Here is a 21,100-nt window from a genome sequence, read left to right on the forward strand (position 1 = left end):
TTATTTTAATTTAAAGTGTCATGTTAATACCGAATGTAAATGACTTGGTGGGCGGCGTATCAACGTTTAAGCTTCCGGCTGTTTCGGGATCAAGACCATGAAAGGTATTACGATACGGCGAAAAAAGTATAAATGGGTTTTGCGCTGTTGCATATATCCGTAATGACCTTGCTTTGATACGTTTTGTAATAGACTCGGGCATATAATAGCCCAGCGTCGCACTCCTTATCTTAAGGAAAGTACCATCGAAATAGCTCATTAATGATGAATAAGGTGTATTGGTTGATGCGGAATTGGGTTTAGGGTAAAAATTCTGATGATTGGTTGGAGTCCAGTAATCTTCGTTTATATTATTATAGTTACCCTGGAAGGTATTGATAAAGCTGCCGCTCTGGAATAATTTTGAAGTTATTAAACCACCTACCCTGTAAACTCCAACTATGGTAAAATCAAAACCTTTGTAAGCAATACGGTTGGTAAATCCGCCGGTATATTTTGGCTGATCTGTTCCAAGTACTATCCTGTCGCTTGCATTAATCTTTCCGTCCTTGTTTACATCTTCTACCCTTATGGTGCCAATAACCGAGCCGGTACCTGTAGTGGTAAGTCCCAGACTTTTAGCTTGCGCTGTATCAGCGGCTGTATTTTGCCAGATACCTACTTTTTTATAATCGAAAATGGCATTAATAGATTGCCCCACAAAAAGGTTATTTGCGATATCCTGGGTAACACCGCTTGCTAACTTGGTTACTTTTCCGCGGTTGAAGGTAATGTTGGCACTGGTGGTCCAGCTAAAGGTGTTTCGGCCATTCCCCTGTATGTTAACGCTGCTTACGCTTATTTCGACACCCTTGTTTTGCGTTTGGCCAACATTGGTTAAAATACTGTTGGGGATACCGGAAGTTGGCGGCAAGGCCAAAGGAAGCAGCAACGACCTGGTAGACTGACGATAAGCATCAACGGCACCCGTTATACGCCCGTCAAGAAAACCGAAATCAACGCCGGCGTTTAACGTGGATGTATACTCCCAGGTAAGGTTGGGGTTGGGAACGTTTGTTGGATAGGCCCCTGTTAAGTTTGTTGAGCCAAAGTTATAGTTAACCGATGTTAACGCGCCCAATGTTTGGTACGGGTTAATTGCCGTATTACCAACCGTACCGTAGCTTACGCGCAATTTAAGGTTTGATAGTATATGCGAATCCTTAAACATAGGCTCCTGGGTAACATTCCAGGCAGCAGCGGCCGATGGGAATACATGGTATTTGTTACCAGGCGCCAGGCGCGATGAACCATCTGAACGCATGGTTAATGTAAGCAGGTATTTGTTGGCAAAGCCATAATTTACCCTTGCCATATAGGAGATTATATCCCATTTTGAATACGAGCCCGATCCGCTCAGGTTGGCCCCATATTGCGGGTTAAAATACTGAACACCATCTGACAGGATATTGTTATAGCTGAATGAGTTGGATTGCAATTGACTTTCCTGCAAGCTGTAAAGACCCGTAAAATTGATATGGTGCTTTTGAGCAATTGTTTTGTCGTAAGTTAAAATGTTTTCAAGCGTGTAGTTATAACTGTAAGTACTTTGGTTATTTGCTGTAGATGCGCCGCCCAGGTTATTGGTGGTTGCACTGGCGTAGTAATTTCCGTATATATCAGGACGAATTTCGGCACCACCATTAAACCGGTATTTTAAGCCAGGGGCCAGGTTAATCTCGGCATAAGCAGTGGTAAACGTGCCAAACCGTTTGCGGGTTTCAACCGCCGCGCCGGGAACAAAGTTGGCAAGGGGATTCCATACCTGGTTGGCGCTGCCGGCTGTAAAGCCTACTAAATTGCCGGTAACGTCATCGTATGGGGTTGAAAGCGGACTTGCCCTTAGCGCCTGGCCAAGTGGGTTAGCATTTTCGCCATTGGTATAACTTAAGGTATTTAAGCTGCTTAAACCAATTTTAACATTTTTGCCCAGTTGCTGATCGATACTTAACTTCATAGAGTACCTTACAAATGACTGGCCAAAATAAATACCGGTTTCGTTATAATACCCGCCTGATATGGCATACTGGGTCAGCTCATTTCCGCCCGAAACACCTAATTGGTGGTCGGTAACAAAACCTGTTTTATAAATAAGGTTTTGCCAATCGGTACTGCGCCCGCTTTTAATTGAAGCAACTTCCTGCGGGGCAAACGAACCATCTGTTAAAAAAGCAGGATCGTCTATCCCCGAATATTTGCCGGGGTTGCCGTTTATCAGGCCCCATTTTTTAAGGTCTTCAAATTGGGTACCATTCATTACATTATAATTGCCCATTGGCTTGTTAAAGCCGGCATAACCACTGTAGGTTATTGATGTACCTCCTTTTTTACCGCGACGGGTAGATACCAACAAAACACCATTAGCACCCCTTGAACCATAAATGGCGGTTGAAGAAGCATCTTTTAACACTTCTAACGAAGTGATATCATCCGGGTTTATATCGTTAAGGCTTCCGTTAAAGGGAAGGCCATCAACAACGATCAATGGTGAATTTGAGGCATTGATTGACCTGGTACCCCTTATTAAAATAGAAGGTGTAGCACCCGGATGGCTGTTACCTGCGCTTTTTTGAATATCAACACCGGCAGCCTGCCCCTGCAATGCCTGGCCTATATTTGCGGCCGGAATGTCGCGAAGCGCCTGCTCATTAACAGAAACTATCGCTCCGGTTATATCCGATTTTTTTTGCACACCGTAACCAACCACTATAACATCACTTAACGATCTTAGATCGCTTAGCATAGTTACATTTATTACCGTTTGGTTGTTGATATTGATTTTTTGCGTTTTATATCCGATAGAAGAAAATACCAGCACGGCATCCGGAGCCGCTTTAAGCGAATAGGAACCATTAGTATTCGTAATAACGCCTTTTGTGCCGCCATCAATAACAACAGAAACACCGGGCAAGGGGCCATTTAAATCAGATACAATACCCGTAACTGTAATATCGGCCGATTCTGTTTTTATATCCGGTCCGGAGGGTTTGTCGGTCAGCAAACTCGTTTTTAGCGTTGCCGTTTTGTCGTAAATTACAATGCCGTCACTAATTTCTTTAAACGTAAGCTGTGTTTTAGCAAACAGGTAATTAAGGATATTGCTCAGTTTTTCCTCTTTAAATTTGTTTGGTTTAACCGAATAACCCTTCAAATCTTCGGGATTATAGGAGAATTTGATGCCCGTTTGTTTTTCGAGCTTACTGATGGAGCTCTGCAGGCTTTCCTTGCCAAAGGAAATTTTGACAAGCGTGGCCGAAATCTGGCTCGTTGCTGTCTTAGCAAGCAGTAACTGGCAACACACCAGCGAGCATACTACTACAGTTATTGATACTTTCATGAAAAAAGTAAAAAATTTAGTCAATTTTTTTATCATCTTTACAAGGTTTTTGTCTTAAAAAACTATGTAAATCATTGGTTTAGCTTGGAACCTGCCAATAACTTACATTAACTACGGTGCCGATGTCCGCAAAGCTTTGCTTATGGACATTGGCATTTTTTGTTTGTTATTTGTTATGTGTTTTTTCTAAAAAAACCTCCTTTCCTTTTATCGTATAGTTTACGCGATGTATTGTTTTAATAATTTCGAGCACCTGCTGCAGATTGTCGTTATTTGAAAAATGAATGGTTGTTGGTAGTGCGTTCAGTTTTGCATGATCGTAGGCAATGTGAACGTTATAGATGTTTTCGAGCCTGAGCATCAGTTCGGCAAATGAAACATCATATAAATTAACTTCATTTGTTATCCAGGCTGCAATCTTTCTCGAATCAACTTTGCGAACTGTATGCTGATTGCTTAACTGATCATAGGAAACTTCGTTATCACGTGCAAGCACACCAAAACTTTCGCGATTTTTTCCAACCTCTACGAGTCCCCTTGTTACGGTTACCCTTACATCACTAAGTTTTTTAAAGTATTTGATATTAAAGGCGGTACCTAAAACACGCGCATGTAAACTGCCATAATGAACAATAAAAGGACTATGATCATCGTGCTTTATGTCGAAAAAAGCTTCGCCGTTAATCAACTGGATCTCCCGGGTTTTGTCAAACCTGTCGGGATAACGGATAGTAGAGCCCGAATTTAACCACACCTTTGATCCATCAGGCAGATCAACAATGTTGATATGCCCATTTGCCGCAGCAACCGTAACAAAATTGACTTTATTTTTAAAAGAGAGTTTAAGGCCCAATGCTATCGAGCAGCATAAAAGTACAAACGATGCTGCAACGGCATATTTGCCCGACGTAGTTTTGATAAAATACCATTTGCCATAAATTTCTTTATGAATAGCATTTAACATCTGCTTTTCTATCGCCTGCATAGCTACCTCATCATGCAGATGTGCTTCACCGCCAATAGGCTTATGATCAGGCTTCAGCCATTTTATCATTATTGTAAAAGTGTATTTGGTTTTTAAATATCTGCTTACAAGGCAGTTTATGCATTGGCACTTATAATACAAGCGCAACTGGTTTTGGTACCAGATTTATTTTATAAAAAGAAAAGTTATCAACAGGAACACATCCAATCCTGTGCGTAATATTTTAAGAGCGTTAGAGATCTGGTTTTTTACGGTGCGCGGCGCTATATCAAGCATTTCAGATATTTCGGTGATGGATAAGTTTTGTTGACGGGACAATACAAATACCTGCTGCATTTTACCCGGAAGTTCTTTAATGCGGCCTTCAATAGTATTGGAGAGTTCTTTGGCAATTAAATCATCTTCGTTTGTAAATTCGCTACCGCTGCTCAGTTGCATCAGTTCATCCACTCCCCTCTTCCTGATCGCATCCTTTTTGTGAAAATTAATGATATTATTCTTTAAGGCCCTTAACAGATACGATGAATTATATTGCTCGGGGCAAAGGGTAAACCTGCATTTCCATAAACTGATGAAAACCGTTTGCACAAGGTCTTTGGCGTCATCAGACGAACCTGTTGAGCGATAAGCAGACTGGTATAAGCCGCGCCAGTTTCTTTTATAAAACTCGTCAAAAGCCCGGATATCTCCCTGCTTAATTAATGATATTAATTCTACTTCAGACAGCATTTTTTACGTATCAAATAATACAACCACCTTTTGGCAACTTCGTATTATTAATAATTGGTTTTTATAATTGGTACTGCAATTAAATTATAATTACGGCTTGTTTATGCAATTAATTTAGCAATTTATTCATCTATATTGCTATCTGGTTGATTACACTAAAGTTAATTTGCAGGCTTTAGTATGTAAATTATTGAAATAAGTTTAACTGGTTTATAATTTTTTCGACGCATCGGCAGGCCGTCATCTAAAAGTATATAAAAATTAAATCTGTACAAAATATTCAATTAAAAACAACTTAAAATTTACATTAAACACAATCGTTAAAACATTTATTTAGTGCGTTTTACCTTTGTGTAAACGCAAAAGCTTTAACGTAGTGAGTTATTCCTTTTTAGGTATTTGCGACAAAAGCCATTGTGTTATATCCTCTGCCGCCTTATCGTTTTCGAACCCCATTGAAGGTGTGAGTCTTCCGTTGGTGTATTCATTATATATCCATGGGTCGCCAACTGCAAACACTATCCCCTTACCATATCGGGCTGTGGCCACAATTACTTTACCGCTATCTGTAAGCACAGGTTGGGCATTTAATGATAACTTTAGGGTTGCTATATCCTTTAAATAAACCTTGCGGGCTGTTTTTAATATGGGATTAGCGGGCGAAATAGCTATCGCTCCCATTTCAAATTGCTTGTCAATAACGTGCTTATATAAATCATCATTAAAATGGATCCCGAATTTTTCTGCCAGGTTATTTAAATGAGGTAGTTCGGCATTAGCGCTGTCATTGGCAAGCATTACCAGCACACCACCTTTTTTTACCCAATCAGTTATCGCCTTAATATGCCTGGGCTCGATATAATTAGGATTGGCCGTTTCCTTCCTGGTATCAGGATCAACAATAATATAAATATCTGATCCTGCTAAACTTACAGCAGTCGGTTCGTCTGTAAGGCTTTTCAGGTTTGCGCCATTCTTTTTAAAAATATCTCCCCAAATGGAATAACCTGAACTTTTGGTATCCTCCCAGGTATAATGAAAACGCTCCATTGTGCCCGATGCACTTTTACGATATTCATTATTAAAGAAATAATCAAGTGTAACCGTTTTAGTTTGAGCCTTTGCTGCAGGTATCATTAATCCGGCAAGCAACGCTATTATGGTGTATTGTTTAAATTGCATCAGTAGTTTATATTAATTTTATTAATTCTCTGCATTTATCTCTATTACCATACTGGTTAATGGTATTAACTTTCCCGGGGTTAAATTAAGTCCCATAGTCATCAAGTAATCACCGCTAAAAACATGACCATTTTCTGCAAGGTTTGATTTGGCACCCGGCATAAGGTTTGTTTCTTCCACTTTATATTTTTTTTGACTGTCCAGTCCCTGTAATCGTACCCTGTTAAATACTTCTTTATACCTTGTGTTAAGGTTGTAATTAAACAAAACCGCGTTTGACTTTTCGGCATTTACATACATAGCCACCATGCGGTTTTCATCATAGGGCGATATAATACGATACAGATCGCCAAACCAGATGGTATTGTTTAGCCGACTATAGTTTTTAACCGCCTGTTTACTAAACTGCAATTCATCATCTGTCATTTTACCCACCTTAATGTCATAGCCCAGCTTACCCATCATAGCAACGTCTGTGCGGAATTTGATAGATTGCTTTCCCCAGGACGTAACGTGACTTGAGATAGTTAAGGCCGGGAAAAAATTACTATACCCCCATTGTATATACACGCGCTCCAGCGGATCGGTATCATCACTGGGCCAAAACTCGGTGAAATACTTTAAAGCCCCATAGTCGGTACGGCCCCCGCCTCCTGAACACAGCATAATAGGTAAATGCGGATATTTTTGCCTTATACGATCTAAGATTTTATAAAGACTTAAGGTATAGTCGACAAACAATGCCGACTGCCTATCCTTTAAATATGGCGACCAGGTATTACTCATACTCCGGTTACAATCCCATTTAATATAAGCCAGGCCGGGATTTTTAGTTAGCATATCAACCACCGTATGGTATACATAGTCGGCTACTTTAGGGTTTGTAAGATCTAACACTAACTGGTTGCGCTGATAATTTTCATCCCGGTTGGGTAATTTTAAAATCCAATCCGGATGCTGCTCATATAATTCACTTTTAGGATTTACCATTTCGGGCTCAAGCCAGATGCCAAATTTTAATCCTTTAGTCTCAGCCTGTTTAACCAAATAGCCTATCCCATTTGGTAGTTTTGCCTTGTTCTCCTGCCAATCTCCTAATCCCGCTTTGTCGTTATCACGAGGGTATTTGTTTCCAAACCATCCATCATCAAGTAAAAACAAATCGACACCCAGTTTTGTGGCATCATCAAACAAGCCCACCAACTCCTTTTCATCAAAATTAACATGTGTGGCCTCCCAGTTATTTAATAAGGTGAGGCGCGGTTTATTACCATCCAGTACACCATAATTGCGTGCCCATTGATGCAGATTCCGGCTCGCCTGCCCCTTTCCTGTAGTTGAATAAGTAAAAATAAATGCAGGGGTTACAAAGGTTTCGCCTTTTTTTAATTTATAAGCTGATGCATAAGGGTTAATGCCCGATATTACTCTTAAGGCGCTGCGTTCATCTATTTCAAAATGGAATTGAAAATTACCTGTCCAGGCTAATGTGCCTGCAATTAACTCCCCGGTTGTTTCATCTGCCGGTTTATTTAGTGCGAGGAAAAACACCGGGGTTTGATACATATCGGCACGGGTGCCTAATTTACTGTCAATCTCTTTTACGCCGCTCGTAAGCTTGCTTTCCTGCATTTTCATTTCAGAGGCCCAATCACCGTGAAATTGTGTAAGCCAATAATCTTTAGCCTCAAAATGCAACATAGATGAAGCATAATTTTCTAAGGTTATTTCACCTTTTTCGTCATTTTTAATTTCGGCCCATGATTTGATGATATCCTCCTTGCTAAAAGCCAGGTAATGCAATATTACCTGAACCGGATACCTGGGGTCCTGCAAAAGAATGCTGGTTTCAACAGTATTTTCATCTACATTTTTTGTTGTATTGTTTACATATTTTAGTTCGAGCGATGGGTTACCGTCGCTATGAATTAAGCGGATGGCGGGTTGTAACAAGTCTTCCATCCCCCCGGTAATATATGCCTCATGTTTACTATTAGGGATTAAGATATCGTCGTTCTGGTTTAAAAACCGTTTGCCCAGGTATGCCTGGTATACCCTGTTATTACTACCCACCGCAAATACCAAATTCACATTTTTTGTTGCGATAATTATTTGCCTATTGGTTTGTGCATTTAAAACAGCACAGCCATCAAAAAAGACCAGGAAAATAAACAGTACCAATTTATTCATAGGAAACTTTTGATTTTACCTGGATAAACTCACGTTGGTAATTTAAAGGGCTTTTGCCGGTAATTTGTTTAAAGTATTTATGAAAGTTTGCAAAGTTGTTGAAGCCGCTTTCGTAACACAGCTGCTTTAACGGCAGCCTGTTTTCAATAAGTAATTTACAGGCATGGCCAACTTTAATCTCCAGTAAAAATTTCGAATACGTTTTTTGTGTACGGGCTTTAAAATACCTGCAAAACGAGTTGGGACTAATGCCGGCCAGTTCGGCCAGCTCATCAATTGGTATTTTGTTTTTGAAGTTTGCCAGCGAGTACTCATAAATTATATTAATTCCATCATTGCGGGATTCCTCCACATTAGGGCTAAAGCCAATTGATGATAAACAATCAGTGTGGTCGCCTTCGGCAATGGTATTTAATACCTCTATCAATAACAGTATTCGTTTTGCACCTTCTGCAACCAGCAGCTTCTGCATAATTTCGGCAACTTGTTTTTTTACTTTACCGGTAATTTGAATACCACGCCGGGCTTTTTCCAGCACGGTTTTTATGTTCTTGTTCTCTGGTAGTTGCAAAAAATCATTTCCCCAAAAATTCTCGCAAAAATGGGCAACCCTTATATCAACCTCAGCCTTTTTGTCCTGCGAAAAATAGATATCATCAAAACGCCAGTAATGGGGCAAGTATGCCCCTACCAAAACAATATCGCCAGCGTTAAACTGTCGGATGTTATCCCCTATAAATTGAGTTCCGCTACCCTTTTCAAAGTGGATCAACTCTACTTCGGGATGATAGTGCCATTTATTATTAATAGAAGGAACCAGATCCTGCCGTACACTGAAGGACCGTGCAGGACCGGATGATACTTTTAGCAATTGTGGTCTCATTTATGTTGATTTACCGTTAACGATAGTTCAGTTTATTAATCCAGCGCACCTGTTTTCATTTTTTCAGCCGGCCTGGCTGCTTGTGCATTTATAAGCCCTTTTACCTCCACCTTAATCACTGTGGCAATATTATCAGTAGGTTTATCGGCTACATTTATAGTTATGCCGTCATTACTTGACTCTGTTTTTAAACTGTTGCCGCCATCAAGCATTTTGGCGCTAATAACTTCATTTCTCAACCCGGGGATAGTCAGTTTCCCATCAGCAGGCCAGTTAAATACAGAAAAATACAGGATAGTATTTTTACCTTCGGGCTTCGATGTGCAGCGCCCCCAGCTCAGTGGTTGTAAAGGGCTTGCCTTGGTAGCGTAAATAGCTTCGCCGTTTACTTTCATCCATTCGCCCATCTTTTTTAATGTAGTGATACTTTCCTGCGGAAACTCACCTTCGGCAGTAGGGCCAACATTTAACAGGTAATTCCCTCCTTTTGAGGCTATGTCAATCAGGTTATGGATTAGTGTTTCGGGCGTTTTCCATTTATGATCATAACTTTTATAACCCCAGGTGCCGTTCATTGTCATGCAGGTTTCCCAGTCTTTTCCGTCAAGCTCACTAAGGTTGGGGATCTTTTGTTCGGGTGTTTTATAATCACCGGCAAAGTTGGGGCGTTTAAGCCGGTCGTTAGTTATAATATTGGGTTGTAACTTTAATACGTCCTGAAGTTTTTGCGCAAACTCATCCGTCATTGCCGTTGGTGTATCCCACCAAATTACAGCAACATCGCCATAATTAGTAAGCAGCTCTTTTACCTGCGGTACAGCTACCTTATCAATATATTGCGCCATGGTGCTTGAGGTTTGAACAGGGTCCCAATGGCCGCTGTTTTCTTTGGTATAGGCATCAATCCTGGCCGAATCGGGGTTTGCCCAGCCTTCGCTGCTTATTTTACGTGCCGCTGCACCGCCGGGATTATTCCAGTCCTGGGCCTGTGAATAATAAAAGCCAAGTTTAATACCATATTTTCGGCAAGCTGCGGCTAATGGCTTTAAAACATCTTTACCATAAGGTGTAGCGTCGGCAATATTCCATTTACTGGCGTTTGATTTAAACATGGCAAAACCATCATGATGCTTTGCAGTTATTACAATGTATTTCATACCGGCCTCTTTAGCCAGTTTTACCCAGGCGTCCGGGTCATATTTTACAGGATTAAACTTTTGGGCGTACTGTTGGTATTCGGCTACCGGAATTTTCCCCCTGTTCATGATCCATTCCCCGCCACGACCTACTTCATGCCCTTTGTACATACCTCCCAATCCGGCATAATCGCCCCAGTGAATAAACATTCCGAAACGGGCTTCGCGCCACCATTTCATACGTTCGTCGCGTGTGAGCTCTTTTTGAGCAAAAACAGTATGCGTAAGTAATAGCAAACAAGCTATAAAAGGTTTTTTCATGTTGGTTTATTTAGGGCGCGTTACCGCCTTGGTTTATAATGACTGCGATTATGCTGATTGGTTAATGAGCATGTGTTGTACTGCTTTTGCTTTACAATACAATCGCTACGATGTTTGGTACTACATCGGACTATAACAATCTACGAAAACGTTGTAGTAGGGAATATATCTATTCCCCGGAACGGCCTATCTGAGAAACAAGCCTAAATTATTTACTGTAATAGGTCCACTGGCTTTTTGTATAGTCAGTTTAACTTTCCAGGCTATGGTTACAGGAAATTTCAAGACCTGTTTCTTTGCTACCTCTCCACTCCCCCCAGCTAATAATTTCCAGTCGCTGTTTACCAGCGCTTCAATTTTATAGCTGTTTATGTGCTGCCCCAGCGCCTCGCTGAATTGAAATGCATCAATCTTAACCGGGCCTTCCATGTCAATCTCGAGCGTAGCCTGTGTTACGCCATCGCCTGCGCACCAGTAAGTACCGCTGTTTCCATCAATTGCCTTTTCGCCGCCAAATTCACGGGAGTTTTGTTTAATGCTGCTTGTGTTTACCGGGCGGTTTAGTGCCAGGTTTAAACCGAACGTTTTATCAGGATTTATTTTAACCGGAGAGACTTTTACCTGTTTATTAGGAAACATCTGCACTGTATTTGCCGCATAACCTATATTTCTTAATCCTGTTATTCCCAGCCTATCTGCCAGCTGCGCCAGGTAAAGGCTTTGTATAGCAACCGGAAAGCCGTGAGAATCAAAATTACCCTCCGGCAAAACAGGGCTGCTGTCAAATAACCTTGCGGTTTGTTCTCTTTTGCCAATACATCCAATGACCCAGTTTACCGCGCCCGGCGGGTTTTGTATTATATATGTTTTGGCTACGCAATTCCAGGCCACGGCCCAGCCCATGGTCCAGCCGTGGCCAGAGCCCGCTACGCCACGGTTCATAAAATCTATACCGCCATCGGGTACCGTGCAGTTATCAACCAATAACCCGGTGGCCCATCGTTGGTGGGGCTGTATGCGGCTGCCTACACCCTTAAAAGTACAATTAAGCAAAACATTCGGCCCCGGGATCAATGATGATGTCCAAACAAAATAAGTATTGCCGCCCGTTATTTCGCAACGGTCGATGAGGTTTTCACTACCTTCCAAGCTAAAATCTGTCGGTTTAGATGCCCCCAGATTTGCATAAGTATGCTTAACAATAACCTTTTCCATAGTGATCCTGCTGCCGGCAAGCACAGTTGTATTCATTGTTTCTTCGCAGAACACGTTTTTCACCCAGCAATCATCACCACCAACCCGTATTCCGGCATAGGGGGCATGTCCGTAGTCAATTTCGAGGGGCGGACATTGGATATGAATATTTTCTATACCAACCTGAGTAACACGCAATACAGACTTTACTTTTGCAACTTCGATACCTGGCGGATTTAAAAACCTGGAATCATAAGAATCAGCAAGCGGGATATTGACGGTTAATTTGTTGCCCGAAATGGCTGTAATTCTTCTTTTGCTAATGCCCGTAGCGCCTGTTTTGATCCATGTTTGCGGTTTACCTTCACGGGTCATATTATCCATTCCCATAAAATGAACCCAGTTTTCAGTCACTGGTTTGTTAATGGCTATGGTATCTCCAATTGCAAATGCCGAGGCATCCGCCACAGTGAAAGCTATTGCGCCAGATGGTACATAAGTATCGGTAATTAAGGTTTGGCCAGTGTTTGCTAAATCGCTATCTGATCGTTCTGTTTTTCCTAACGGCACATCCTTGTTGCCGCGCCCAATAATTATAGCAGTATGAGGGGCACCAACCATTTTTATTGTAGTGCTTCCGGCTCCGTTGCCAGTACCCCGCAATACTATTCCGGATGTTGACAAAATAATTGGGCCTGAACAAGTAAATATCCCAGGGCCAAGCTCCACCGCTCCCCTGAATCCATTCTTTAATGGCATTGCCGCCACCTTATCAATGGCGTTCTGAATTAATTGAGTATCATCGTTTCCGCCTGACGATTTTACCAAATATTTTACAGGCACAACGGGCAAGGCCACACCACCGCCCATATAACCGGCTTGCGAAAAATCCATGATCTTATCGCCGGTTGGTGTGGTTTTATAAACCAGTTTGCCATTGGTGCCACGATAAACCCACTGGCTTGTTCCCTTTTGCGCAAATGCGGTAACAGCAATTAACCAGCATAGGATGAATGCATTAATATTTTTCATTGATATAATTCCTTTTTGCTTAATGCTTAGCGTTATAACCTACATCTGCAGCATCAAGAACGTGTGCTTTAACAGGTGCAGCGCTAAGCTCATCTGCCCCGATATCAAAGGGTGCAATACGGGGCTGGCCGTCCATATCAACGTTAACTCCTGGATAAGATGCCGTTGCATGATCAATAGCAGGGCTGCCTGATTGAAGGTGATAAGTCCCTGAAGATGTTTTAACCAGTTTAGGATCAATTGTTTTATACCCCTCAGCCGGTATATTACCGGCATCCTTTACATCGTATAAAATATTGCCTGCCCATTGTGGGTTGGTATAAGGCCCCGAAATGGTGGCCGCCGGTCCTCCACCCTGGATAATATTATCTACTACGGTAACATAAGTGGCCCCCATCCCATTCTTCCGTTCCATTTGAATAATATTTTGCTTATTATTAATTAAGGTGTTAAAGCCAATCAATATCCTGTCGGGCCGGTCATGGGCAGTTAGCTGTGCACCATCAGCTACTTCACCGTCGCCATTGCCAATTACCATGGCCGAACTGCAATTTTCAAAATAATTACTAAAGATCAGGTGGTCGTCGCCAAAAATGCGAAGCCCTGGCGTGTTGAAGAAATAATTGCCGTAAACCAAGCTTTTGTTGCCATGGCGTAAAGTAAACTGTGCCGGGCAATCACGAATGGTATTATACCGAAGCGTTACCGCGGAAGCTTTCACCGAAATCAATTCATTCTCGCCTTCACATCTTTCAAATAAATTATACTCAACTATGCTGTTGCTCGATGATAAACTGAATCCGCTTAACCCAAACTGAAGCGCTTCGGCGCCGTTTTTCCCGCCCTGGCTGGCAAAATTGTTAAAATAGTTATGATGAATGTGAAGTCTTTCGGCAATTTGCTTACCCTCGCCACGGATAGCGATAAACCGTCCCATGGCATTTTTATTTTGAAAGGTATTATAATCAATTTCCTGGTCGCCGCCAGCCACTGTAAGTTCCTCGCCATCACCCGGGTTTTCAAAAAGGTTTTGTGTAAACCTACAATGGTTTGTGCCTATACCTGTTTTAGTACGGCCTGCCGCGTGGGTAAATTTAAAACCCCGTATAACAATATATGTTGCCGGGTTCATTAGGCTAAAGCCACCGCTTCCCGCAATCTCTGCCTTACCTAAATTTTGTGCGGCAATTGTTATTGGGGCCCTCTCAGTACCTTTATTGTTCACAATAATATCTTCCGTTGTTGTATATACACCATCGGTCAACAAAATCAAGTCGCCAGGCTTAGCTACATTAATGGCCTTTTGCAAACCAGCAATAGAAGATACCGTAACAGTAGTTGCAAAAAGTACATTTGATGACAATAACAACAAAAAAGCAAATGCAAAAGCCAACCTGTTACTTTTTAAATAAACTTGATAATATTTTTTAGCCATTATTATAGGTTTTTAATTAAGATGATGGTGCTAACATCGGCTTAATTATTAATGGTTTAATCACACAAAGAAGCTAATTAATATACTCAATTGACCTGCCAATTGAACATATGCTGACTTACAGCCGGTAATAATACTGCTTTGCACAAGAAAGTAACCAATTCCCGAAGCGCTTGTTGCCCAATGGCTGTGGTATCGCGGTTAGAGACCGCAACGGAAAGTCGGATAGCGTTCAAGCTGCCTATTGCTCATATCAATGCTGCCAGCCGGATAGCCAACTTTCGCTGTTAAAGTTTTCATCAGCTTATTTATAATGTATATACGATATTGCCCTTTTGGGAATGTCTCCTATTTAAATAGAATAAAAAGTACCCAAATTAAAAGTTGCACTGTGAGCCCCATAAGTAAAGTAGCAACGCTGTATACCTTCAATGTGGAAGCAGTATCCAGATTAGAAAAACGGCTGATTACCCAGAAATAGGCGTCGTTGGCATGACTTATCACCATGCTTCCTGCCCCCATGCTCAATATAGTTAGTGTAAGTCCCATTGGCGACGATAAACCTAAATTTGAAAGCAGTGGTGTAACCAGCGAAGATGCAGTAATAATAGCCACTGTTGACGATCCCTGGGCTGTTTTTAAAATGGCAGCAATCAGAAATGGAAAGAAAATGCCTAAGGACAGACCGCTCAACATGCCGCCCAGGTTTTTTCCCATCCCGGTAGCCTGCAACATTTCGCCGAACATGCCGCCGGCAGCAATGATGGCCAAAATCATCCCTGCCTTGTCTACCCCCTCTGTAAGCCAATGATTCAGATCTTTCTTAAATGTTTTTTGAACAAGTTTAAAAGAGGCAACAATTCCAATAGCCAGCGCCATAACCGGTTCGCCCACAAACGAAATGATTTGCAGGTACCCGTTTTGCGCAATCAGCGCCGGTGCGACAAAAATTGGCATTACTGATTTACAAGCGATTAAGAAAATCGGCAGCAAGACAGGCAGGAAAGAATATACTGCCGGCGGTAGCTGTTTTAGCTCAACTGGAATAACTTCGGGCTCGATGTATTCATATTCAACTTTGCTCCCGCGCCACACACTCCAGATATAACCCACGATCGCGGCCGGTATAGCAACTAAAATACCCCAGAGCATCACTTTGCCTAAATCGCCGCCTGCTGTACCTACTGCTGCCGTAATACCTGGATGCGGCGGCACCAGGCAATGCACCGCGTACAGTGACGTTGCTAAGGCGGCAGCCATAACGGGCATCCTGTTATGAGCTTTTTTTACAAGCGAATGGTTTAAACCGCTTAAAATAATAAAGGCACTATCACAAAAAATAGGGAAGCCGATTATAATACCGGTGAGTGTAATGGCTATTGGTGCATTTTCCTCTTTAACTACCCGTAAAATATAATTAGCCATGCTCATGGTCGCGCCGGTTTTCTCCAGTATTACCCCCAAAGTGGTACCCAGAATAATAAGCAAACCTATTTTTTCCATGGTATGCCCAAACCCGGTTTTAAGCGCAGTTACTATTTCTACCAGCGGTAAGCCGCTGAATAAGCCAACCCCTAAGGCGGCTACTAATAGCGCAAAAAAGGCATTTACTTTTTTATATGCTGTAAACCATATAATAAAACCAATGCTGGCAATAAGAAGAAAAAGCAGATAGTACGTATTTATCATCATACTTTATTTTACAAGGGCTATCATAATATCCATTACATTGGTTTGTGTTGGCCCGGTAATAATTAAGCCATCAGTTTGTTCAAAGAAGTGATACGCATCATGTTTCTTTAAATATTCTTCTATCGGCAATCCATGGTACAAAACCTGGGTTAAAGTATCATTGCCCACAACCGCTCCTGTTGCATCGGTTGGCCCATCTGTTCCATCAGTACCTCCGCTTAAAATGGTAATTTCATCAGATATGTTTTGTTGATGCAGCTTATTCAGCTCATTTAATGCAGCCAATGCAAAATGCTGATTGCGGCCACCTTTTCCTGTGCCGGTTACTTTAACGGTTGTTTCGCCGCCTTGTAATATACAAACCGGTTTTGGCCCTTTATATTGACGGGAAAATTCCACCAGCGTTTTTGCTTCTATCTCTGCATCTCCGGTTATCAAATGATCTACTACCTGTACATGATACCCTAATTTTTTTGCCATCTTGGCTGCTTCCAGTACAGCCATTTTATTATTCCCGATAATCTGGTTGACTGTATTGAGAAAAAGAGGATCTCCTGGTTTAGGTGTATCCTTAATTATTCCTTTAATGCCATCCTCAATATGCAGCCTGATGCTTTGCGGTAATACGGATAATAGGTTATACTTTTGCAGGATAGCTTTTGCATCCTCAAAGGTTGAAGCATCCGGAACAGTGGGTCCGCTGGCAATTACCTGCAGGTCATCTCCCGGCACGTCGCTGATAATGAATGAAAAAACTGAGGCTCCGCCGCAAGCTCTAACAAGTTGACCGCCTTTGAAGTTGGACAAATGTTTGCGGACCGTATTAATTTCATGAATAGCGGCTCCTGATTTTATCAACTGGTCAAACGTTGTTTGTACTTCCTTCAGTGTAGCTCCCGGCGGCAAATCGCACCATAGGGCCGATGCACCACCGCTTAACAGGCAAATCACCACGTCATCTTTTGTTGCTTTGTTAAGCAGCTGCATAGTTTGGGTAACAGCATCAACGCAATTTTCATCCGGAACGGGGTGCGCCCCTTCAATAATTCTTATTTTAGAAGTGGGCAAGCCATGACCATATTTGGTTGTTACCAAACCCTCGCTAATGTACTCCCCCAAAATCCCTTCGGTTTCCACCGCCATTGCCGCAGCTGCTTTTCCGGCCCCAACCACATAAATATGATGGATGAACGTTTTGGGAAAGACCACGCCTCCGATACTCAATGAATCTTTACTTACAGATAATTGTTGCCGTAACAGCTGCCCAGGCTGTACCGCTGATACGGCTGATCTGAAAATTTGAATCGCATGCTTTTCTTCAATCATAAAATATTTGTTTTATAAGAACCATCACTCTTATCGCTTCTCGAAAGTCACATTAGCCCCAGATTAGGGAGCATATTATTATTAAACGAAGCATTTAAAGTATGGTTTACTGTAGATAACGATACGAAGTTGATAATTCACCAGTTTAAAAAATATCCACCGAGATTAATTTATTCGGGGAGCATTATTCAAACCATCAGGATCGTTAGCAGGACAATACTACCATTAAGTATTTTTATTAAAAAAAAAAGAAGCCTTATTTCTGTGTAAACGTTATCGAAAGAAATACACCTAAATGTGTGTCTATTGATCGACTTATATGTAATAACCAGACAACTATTGAAGTGTTAAAGGTGTTTGGTGTAGGTTTTTAAGGTGATAAAAAAATGTCCCGATGCCACTCCAAAATCAATGTTTAATTTGCAGGTAACGGAAAGTACCGGGCACTACGGAAATAACAGCCGGGTTTTGCCCGGCAACCGACAATTTGACGACTGCTGTTTTTCGCTGACCAACGCCGTTTTCTGAACTGTGGGTATGAAAAACATAAAACAGGTCTCCATCTTTTGTGGTAAACAAGTCGCCGTGCCCGCTTCCGTTCCGCCCGGTGTTTTTCCTGCTCAGTACCGGGTTCCCCCCATATTTAGTCCATGGTCCGGTTGGGCTGGCAGATGTAGCATAACCTACCGCGTAATCGATGTTCCTGAAATCGTTAGCAGAATAAAACAAGTAATACAGGTTATTGATTTTGGTTACCGTCGGTCCTTCTGAAACCGGCCAGCCGGTAGCTGCAGTATTTTCCCAGCCTTGGTCAGCATGAATACATTCCATCAGCGTCGAACTTTCAATATCGCTCAGATCTTCATTCAACCGAGCTACATAGATACGGTTACCCCTATCTAACCGGACATGATAGAGGTACAACTTTCCATCGGCATCTTTAAAAATAAACGGGTCGATCTGCTTCCCAGGTTCAGAGATTGATTGATGTACACGCTGTATAAAAGGCCCGAGAGGGCTGTCGCTCACCGCAATGGCAATGTGCTCATCGGCGACGTACGCCATATAATATTTGCCGCGATACTTAAATACTTGCGGAGCCCAGAAGCTTTTAGAACCATAACTATCGCCCTTTAACAAAGCAGGTTTATCCTCCCGCTTCCAATTTTCAAGGTCCTTTGATGTATAAACCTCAAAGCCATCCGGACTGCCTGTACCATAGAGGTAATATGTGTGGTTGTCATAAAATACAGTTGGGTCGGCCAGCCTGATGGTATCCATCCGGCTTTGCGCGTTAGCAGTACTGATTACGCCAAGCAGCAAAAACATGAGCATTTGCTTTTTCAAGTTCATCCAATTTTGTAATTACTATCCCAGCTACAAGCCTTCTGACTGTACAATGCCTGATTGGCCAGGTGCACGCTGATGGCGGTACGGGCACCGGTGAATACATTACTGTCGGGTAACTCCTTGCGCTTAATTTTCTGGTAAAAATCGTTAAAGGCGTACCAGGTTCCGTCCTTTGTGGGTTCCGGTAAAATGGGCGTCCCTCCTTCTTTGTTCCATACGATGCGTGTTGCACCCGTCACGCCGTCAACCGTTCCCTTTTCGCTCAGGAGCTTTTTTTCCGGGTAAAACATTCCCTGGTCTGTGAGCAGAGATACGGTGCCCAGTGTGCCCTTAATCTTGAAAAGATATCCATCATGCGCATTGCCGCACATCGCCCCAAAATTACCTATCGGGCCCTGTTCCGGGTAGCGTAGCATTAACTGTACGTTATCGTAGGTTTCCCGGCCGTCTTTAAAAACATCTATCCCTCCTGTTGCAAAAAACTCTTGTGGATGGGTATCAAAGGCCCAGTTGATAAAATCTATCTGGTGAGAAAGCAATTCGGCCACCAGCCCGCCCGAATATTCCCGGTACATCCGCCAGTTGATGGCCCGTTCCAGCGCCGGATTGGGTACTGGGCGCCGCCAGTTGCCGTTACGGTCCCACCGGCAGTCTACCTGGGTCACCTTGCCCAGGTAACCCTTATGGATCATCTCCTTCACCCGGTAATACAAAGGCGAATAACGGTACTGGTGCCCCACCTGCAAAACCTGTTCATTACGGCCATGCATCAGGGTCACCAGATCCAGCGCCTGGTCAATTGTATAGGTCATCGTTTTTTCCAGGTATAAATGCCTGCCGGAGCGGACCACATCTGCCGCTATCGGGTAATGCAGGTATAGCGGTACGGCTACAATAACCGCATCTACCTCTTTATCATCCAACAGTTTTTTATAGTCAATATAAGTTTTTACGGTACCGGTTTTAACCAGCTTTTGCGCAGCTGTCAACCTAAAATCGAGCACATCGCACAAAGCGGTTACCCGGAATTGCTCAGGCATCCCGTTAAGGATGTTCATAATGCCGGTACCGCGATCTCCGCAACCTATTACTGCTATTTTAATGGGCACCCCGGCGGGCTGCAGTGCGCTCAGTTTATTGCCAATCAACAGCCCGCCGCTCAGCAGGCCGGTATTTTTCAGGAACGTTCTTCTTTCCATCTATTCTGTTTTGTGTTGATATCCCTTAAAAAAAGCACTTACAGTATCTGCGATACGACCATCAGGCCGCCGGTAAACCATGTAAGCGCCCATATCTTTCCGTTTTGCTAAAAAAGCCAGGCTGCGCTGCAAGCCCATTGCCATAAAACCATTATCATACCCATCGGCCGTGATAGCGTCCCAGGCGTACACCGTCACACTGATCATTTCGTTTTGTACGGGATAACCCGTGAGCGGATCCATCAGGTGCGATACTTGTTTGCCCCCGGCTTCATGGTGCTTACGGTAATTGCCCGAAGTGGTGATGGCGCCGTCGCCCGGCTCAATTACTTGTCGCATAGGCGCAGGGTCCAGGTCATCACCGCTGATCCCCTCGATGCCAACCCTGAATGGCTCATTACCGGGTTTATGGCCTTTAATGCGCAGTTCGCCACCCAGTTCAATCAAATAGTCGTGGATATGATGCCGCTCCAGCAAATCGGCCAGCAGATCGACCGAATACCCCTGGGCTATTCCATTCAAATCCAGCTGTACACCTGGCACCCTCTTATATAAAAAATCACCCTTCAGCCTTATTTTATTTGCACCCACCTGGCGCAGCATTTTTTTTACCTCTTCCCTGCCGGGCTCATGGTCGGGTTTAAAAACGCCAAAGCCCCAGGCGTCAACCAGTGGTTTTACAGTTGGGTCAACCAGACCGCCCGTAGCGTGGCTTATCTGCAGGGCGCGGCTAACCAGCACACGGAAAATATCATCTACGCAGATGCCTTTTTCCGAGCGGTTAAACCTGCAGATTAACGATTGAGGCAGGTAAAGCGATACCGATTTATCAAACCGTTGCAGCAAGCTATCCGTTTGCTGCTGACTGACCAGGCTATCAGGTGCATAATAAACAATGCTGTAGGTAGTGCCCTGCGCATACCCTTTTATCGCGAAGAGCCGCAACGGTGGCTGTTTTCCGAAAGCACAACACAGCAATACCAAAACAACAATACCAGGTAGCCAATTATTTTTCATAGGTGCGGGCAAAGTTAAAAATTCCGGGTAAGGCTGTTGCGAAGGAACCGATG

General features: G+C 42.8%; 14 protein-coding genes. All 14 read right to left on the reverse strand.

Going from position 1 to position 21,100, the window contains the following annotated elements; genetic code table 11:
- Window positions 1–10 precede the first annotated feature (10 nt).
- The gene (locus AC1RM2_RS29230) at window positions 11–3,376 is read right to left on the reverse strand and encodes a SusC/RagA family TonB-linked outer membrane protein (RefSeq protein WP_492988684.1); all 3,366 of its coding nucleotides are present in this window, start codon (window positions 3,374–3,376) and stop codon (window positions 11–13) included.
- Between the two features lie 166 nt (window positions 3,377–3,542).
- On the reverse strand, window positions 3,543–4,430 hold the full coding sequence (locus tag AC1RM2_RS29235) for a FecR family protein (RefSeq protein ID WP_492988685.1): 888 nt from the start codon (window positions 4,428–4,430) through the stop codon (window positions 3,543–3,545).
- 96 nt (window positions 4,431–4,526) lie between these two features.
- Entirely contained in the window at window positions 4,527–5,090 is a 564-nt protein-coding gene (locus AC1RM2_RS29240) for an RNA polymerase sigma factor (RefSeq protein WP_492988686.1), read from the reverse strand.
- A 381-nt stretch (window positions 5,091–5,471) separates the two neighbouring features.
- The gene (locus AC1RM2_RS29245; RefSeq protein WP_492988687.1) at window positions 5,472–6,272 is read right to left on the reverse strand and encodes a DUF4350 domain-containing protein; all 801 of its coding nucleotides are present in this window, start codon (window positions 6,270–6,272) and stop codon (window positions 5,472–5,474) included.
- 21 nt (window positions 6,273–6,293) lie between these two features.
- Window positions 6,294–8,462, reverse strand: a complete 2,169-nt coding sequence (locus tag AC1RM2_RS29250) for an alpha-galactosidase (RefSeq protein ID WP_492988688.1) — start codon at window positions 8,460–8,462, stop codon at window positions 6,294–6,296.
- Window positions 8,455–9,345 carry an AraC family transcriptional regulator gene (locus AC1RM2_RS29255; RefSeq protein WP_492988689.1) on the reverse strand — a complete coding sequence of 297 codons (891 nt, stop codon included), beginning with the start codon at window positions 9,343–9,345 and terminating at the stop codon, window positions 8,455–8,457. Before AC1RM2_RS29255 ends, AC1RM2_RS29250 begins: the two co-directional genes overlap by 8 nt.
- Before the next feature lie 35 nt (window positions 9,346–9,380).
- A complete protein-coding gene (locus AC1RM2_RS29260) occupies window positions 9,381–10,802 on the reverse strand; it encodes an alpha-L-fucosidase (RefSeq protein WP_492988690.1) in 1,422 nt (473 codons plus the stop codon).
- Between the two features lie 186 nt (window positions 10,803–10,988).
- Window positions 10,989–13,028, reverse strand: coding sequence for a discoidin domain-containing protein (locus tag AC1RM2_RS29265; RefSeq protein ID WP_492988691.1), 2,040 nt, complete (start codon window positions 13,026–13,028; stop codon window positions 10,989–10,991).
- A 19-nt stretch (window positions 13,029–13,047) separates the two neighbouring features.
- Complete coding sequence (locus tag AC1RM2_RS29270) at window positions 13,048–14,463, reverse strand: chondroitinase-B domain-containing protein (protein ID WP_492988692.1); 1,416 nt, start codon at window positions 14,461–14,463, stop codon at window positions 13,048–13,050.
- A gap of 348 nt (window positions 14,464–14,811) precedes the next feature.
- Window positions 14,812–16,155 (reverse strand): GntP family permease, encoded by a 1,344-nt coding sequence (locus tag AC1RM2_RS29275; protein ID WP_492988693.1) that lies wholly within the window; start codon window positions 16,153–16,155, stop codon window positions 14,812–14,814.
- Window positions 16,156–16,158: 3 nt separating this feature from the next.
- Window positions 16,159–17,481: a glycerate kinase type-2 family protein gene (locus tag AC1RM2_RS29280; RefSeq protein WP_492988694.1), complete on the reverse strand. Its 1,323-nt coding sequence runs from the start codon at window positions 17,479–17,481 to the stop codon at window positions 16,159–16,161.
- A 408-nt stretch (window positions 17,482–17,889) separates the two neighbouring features.
- Window positions 17,890–18,828: a glycoside hydrolase family 43 protein gene (locus AC1RM2_RS29285; protein WP_492988695.1), complete on the reverse strand. Its 939-nt coding sequence runs from the start codon at window positions 18,826–18,828 to the stop codon at window positions 17,890–17,892.
- Window positions 18,829–18,830: 2 nt separating this feature from the next.
- On the reverse strand, window positions 18,831–20,030 hold the full coding sequence (locus tag AC1RM2_RS29290; RefSeq protein ID WP_492988696.1) for a Gfo/Idh/MocA family protein: 1,200 nt from the start codon (window positions 20,028–20,030) through the stop codon (window positions 18,831–18,833).
- Window positions 20,031–21,047, reverse strand: a complete 1,017-nt coding sequence (locus AC1RM2_RS29295; RefSeq protein ID WP_492988697.1) for an FAD:protein FMN transferase — start codon at window positions 21,045–21,047, stop codon at window positions 20,031–20,033.
- Between the last annotated feature and the right edge of the window lie 53 nt (window positions 21,048–21,100).

The organism is Mucilaginibacter sp. GW822-FHT03E02 (genome assembly GCF_058801545.1).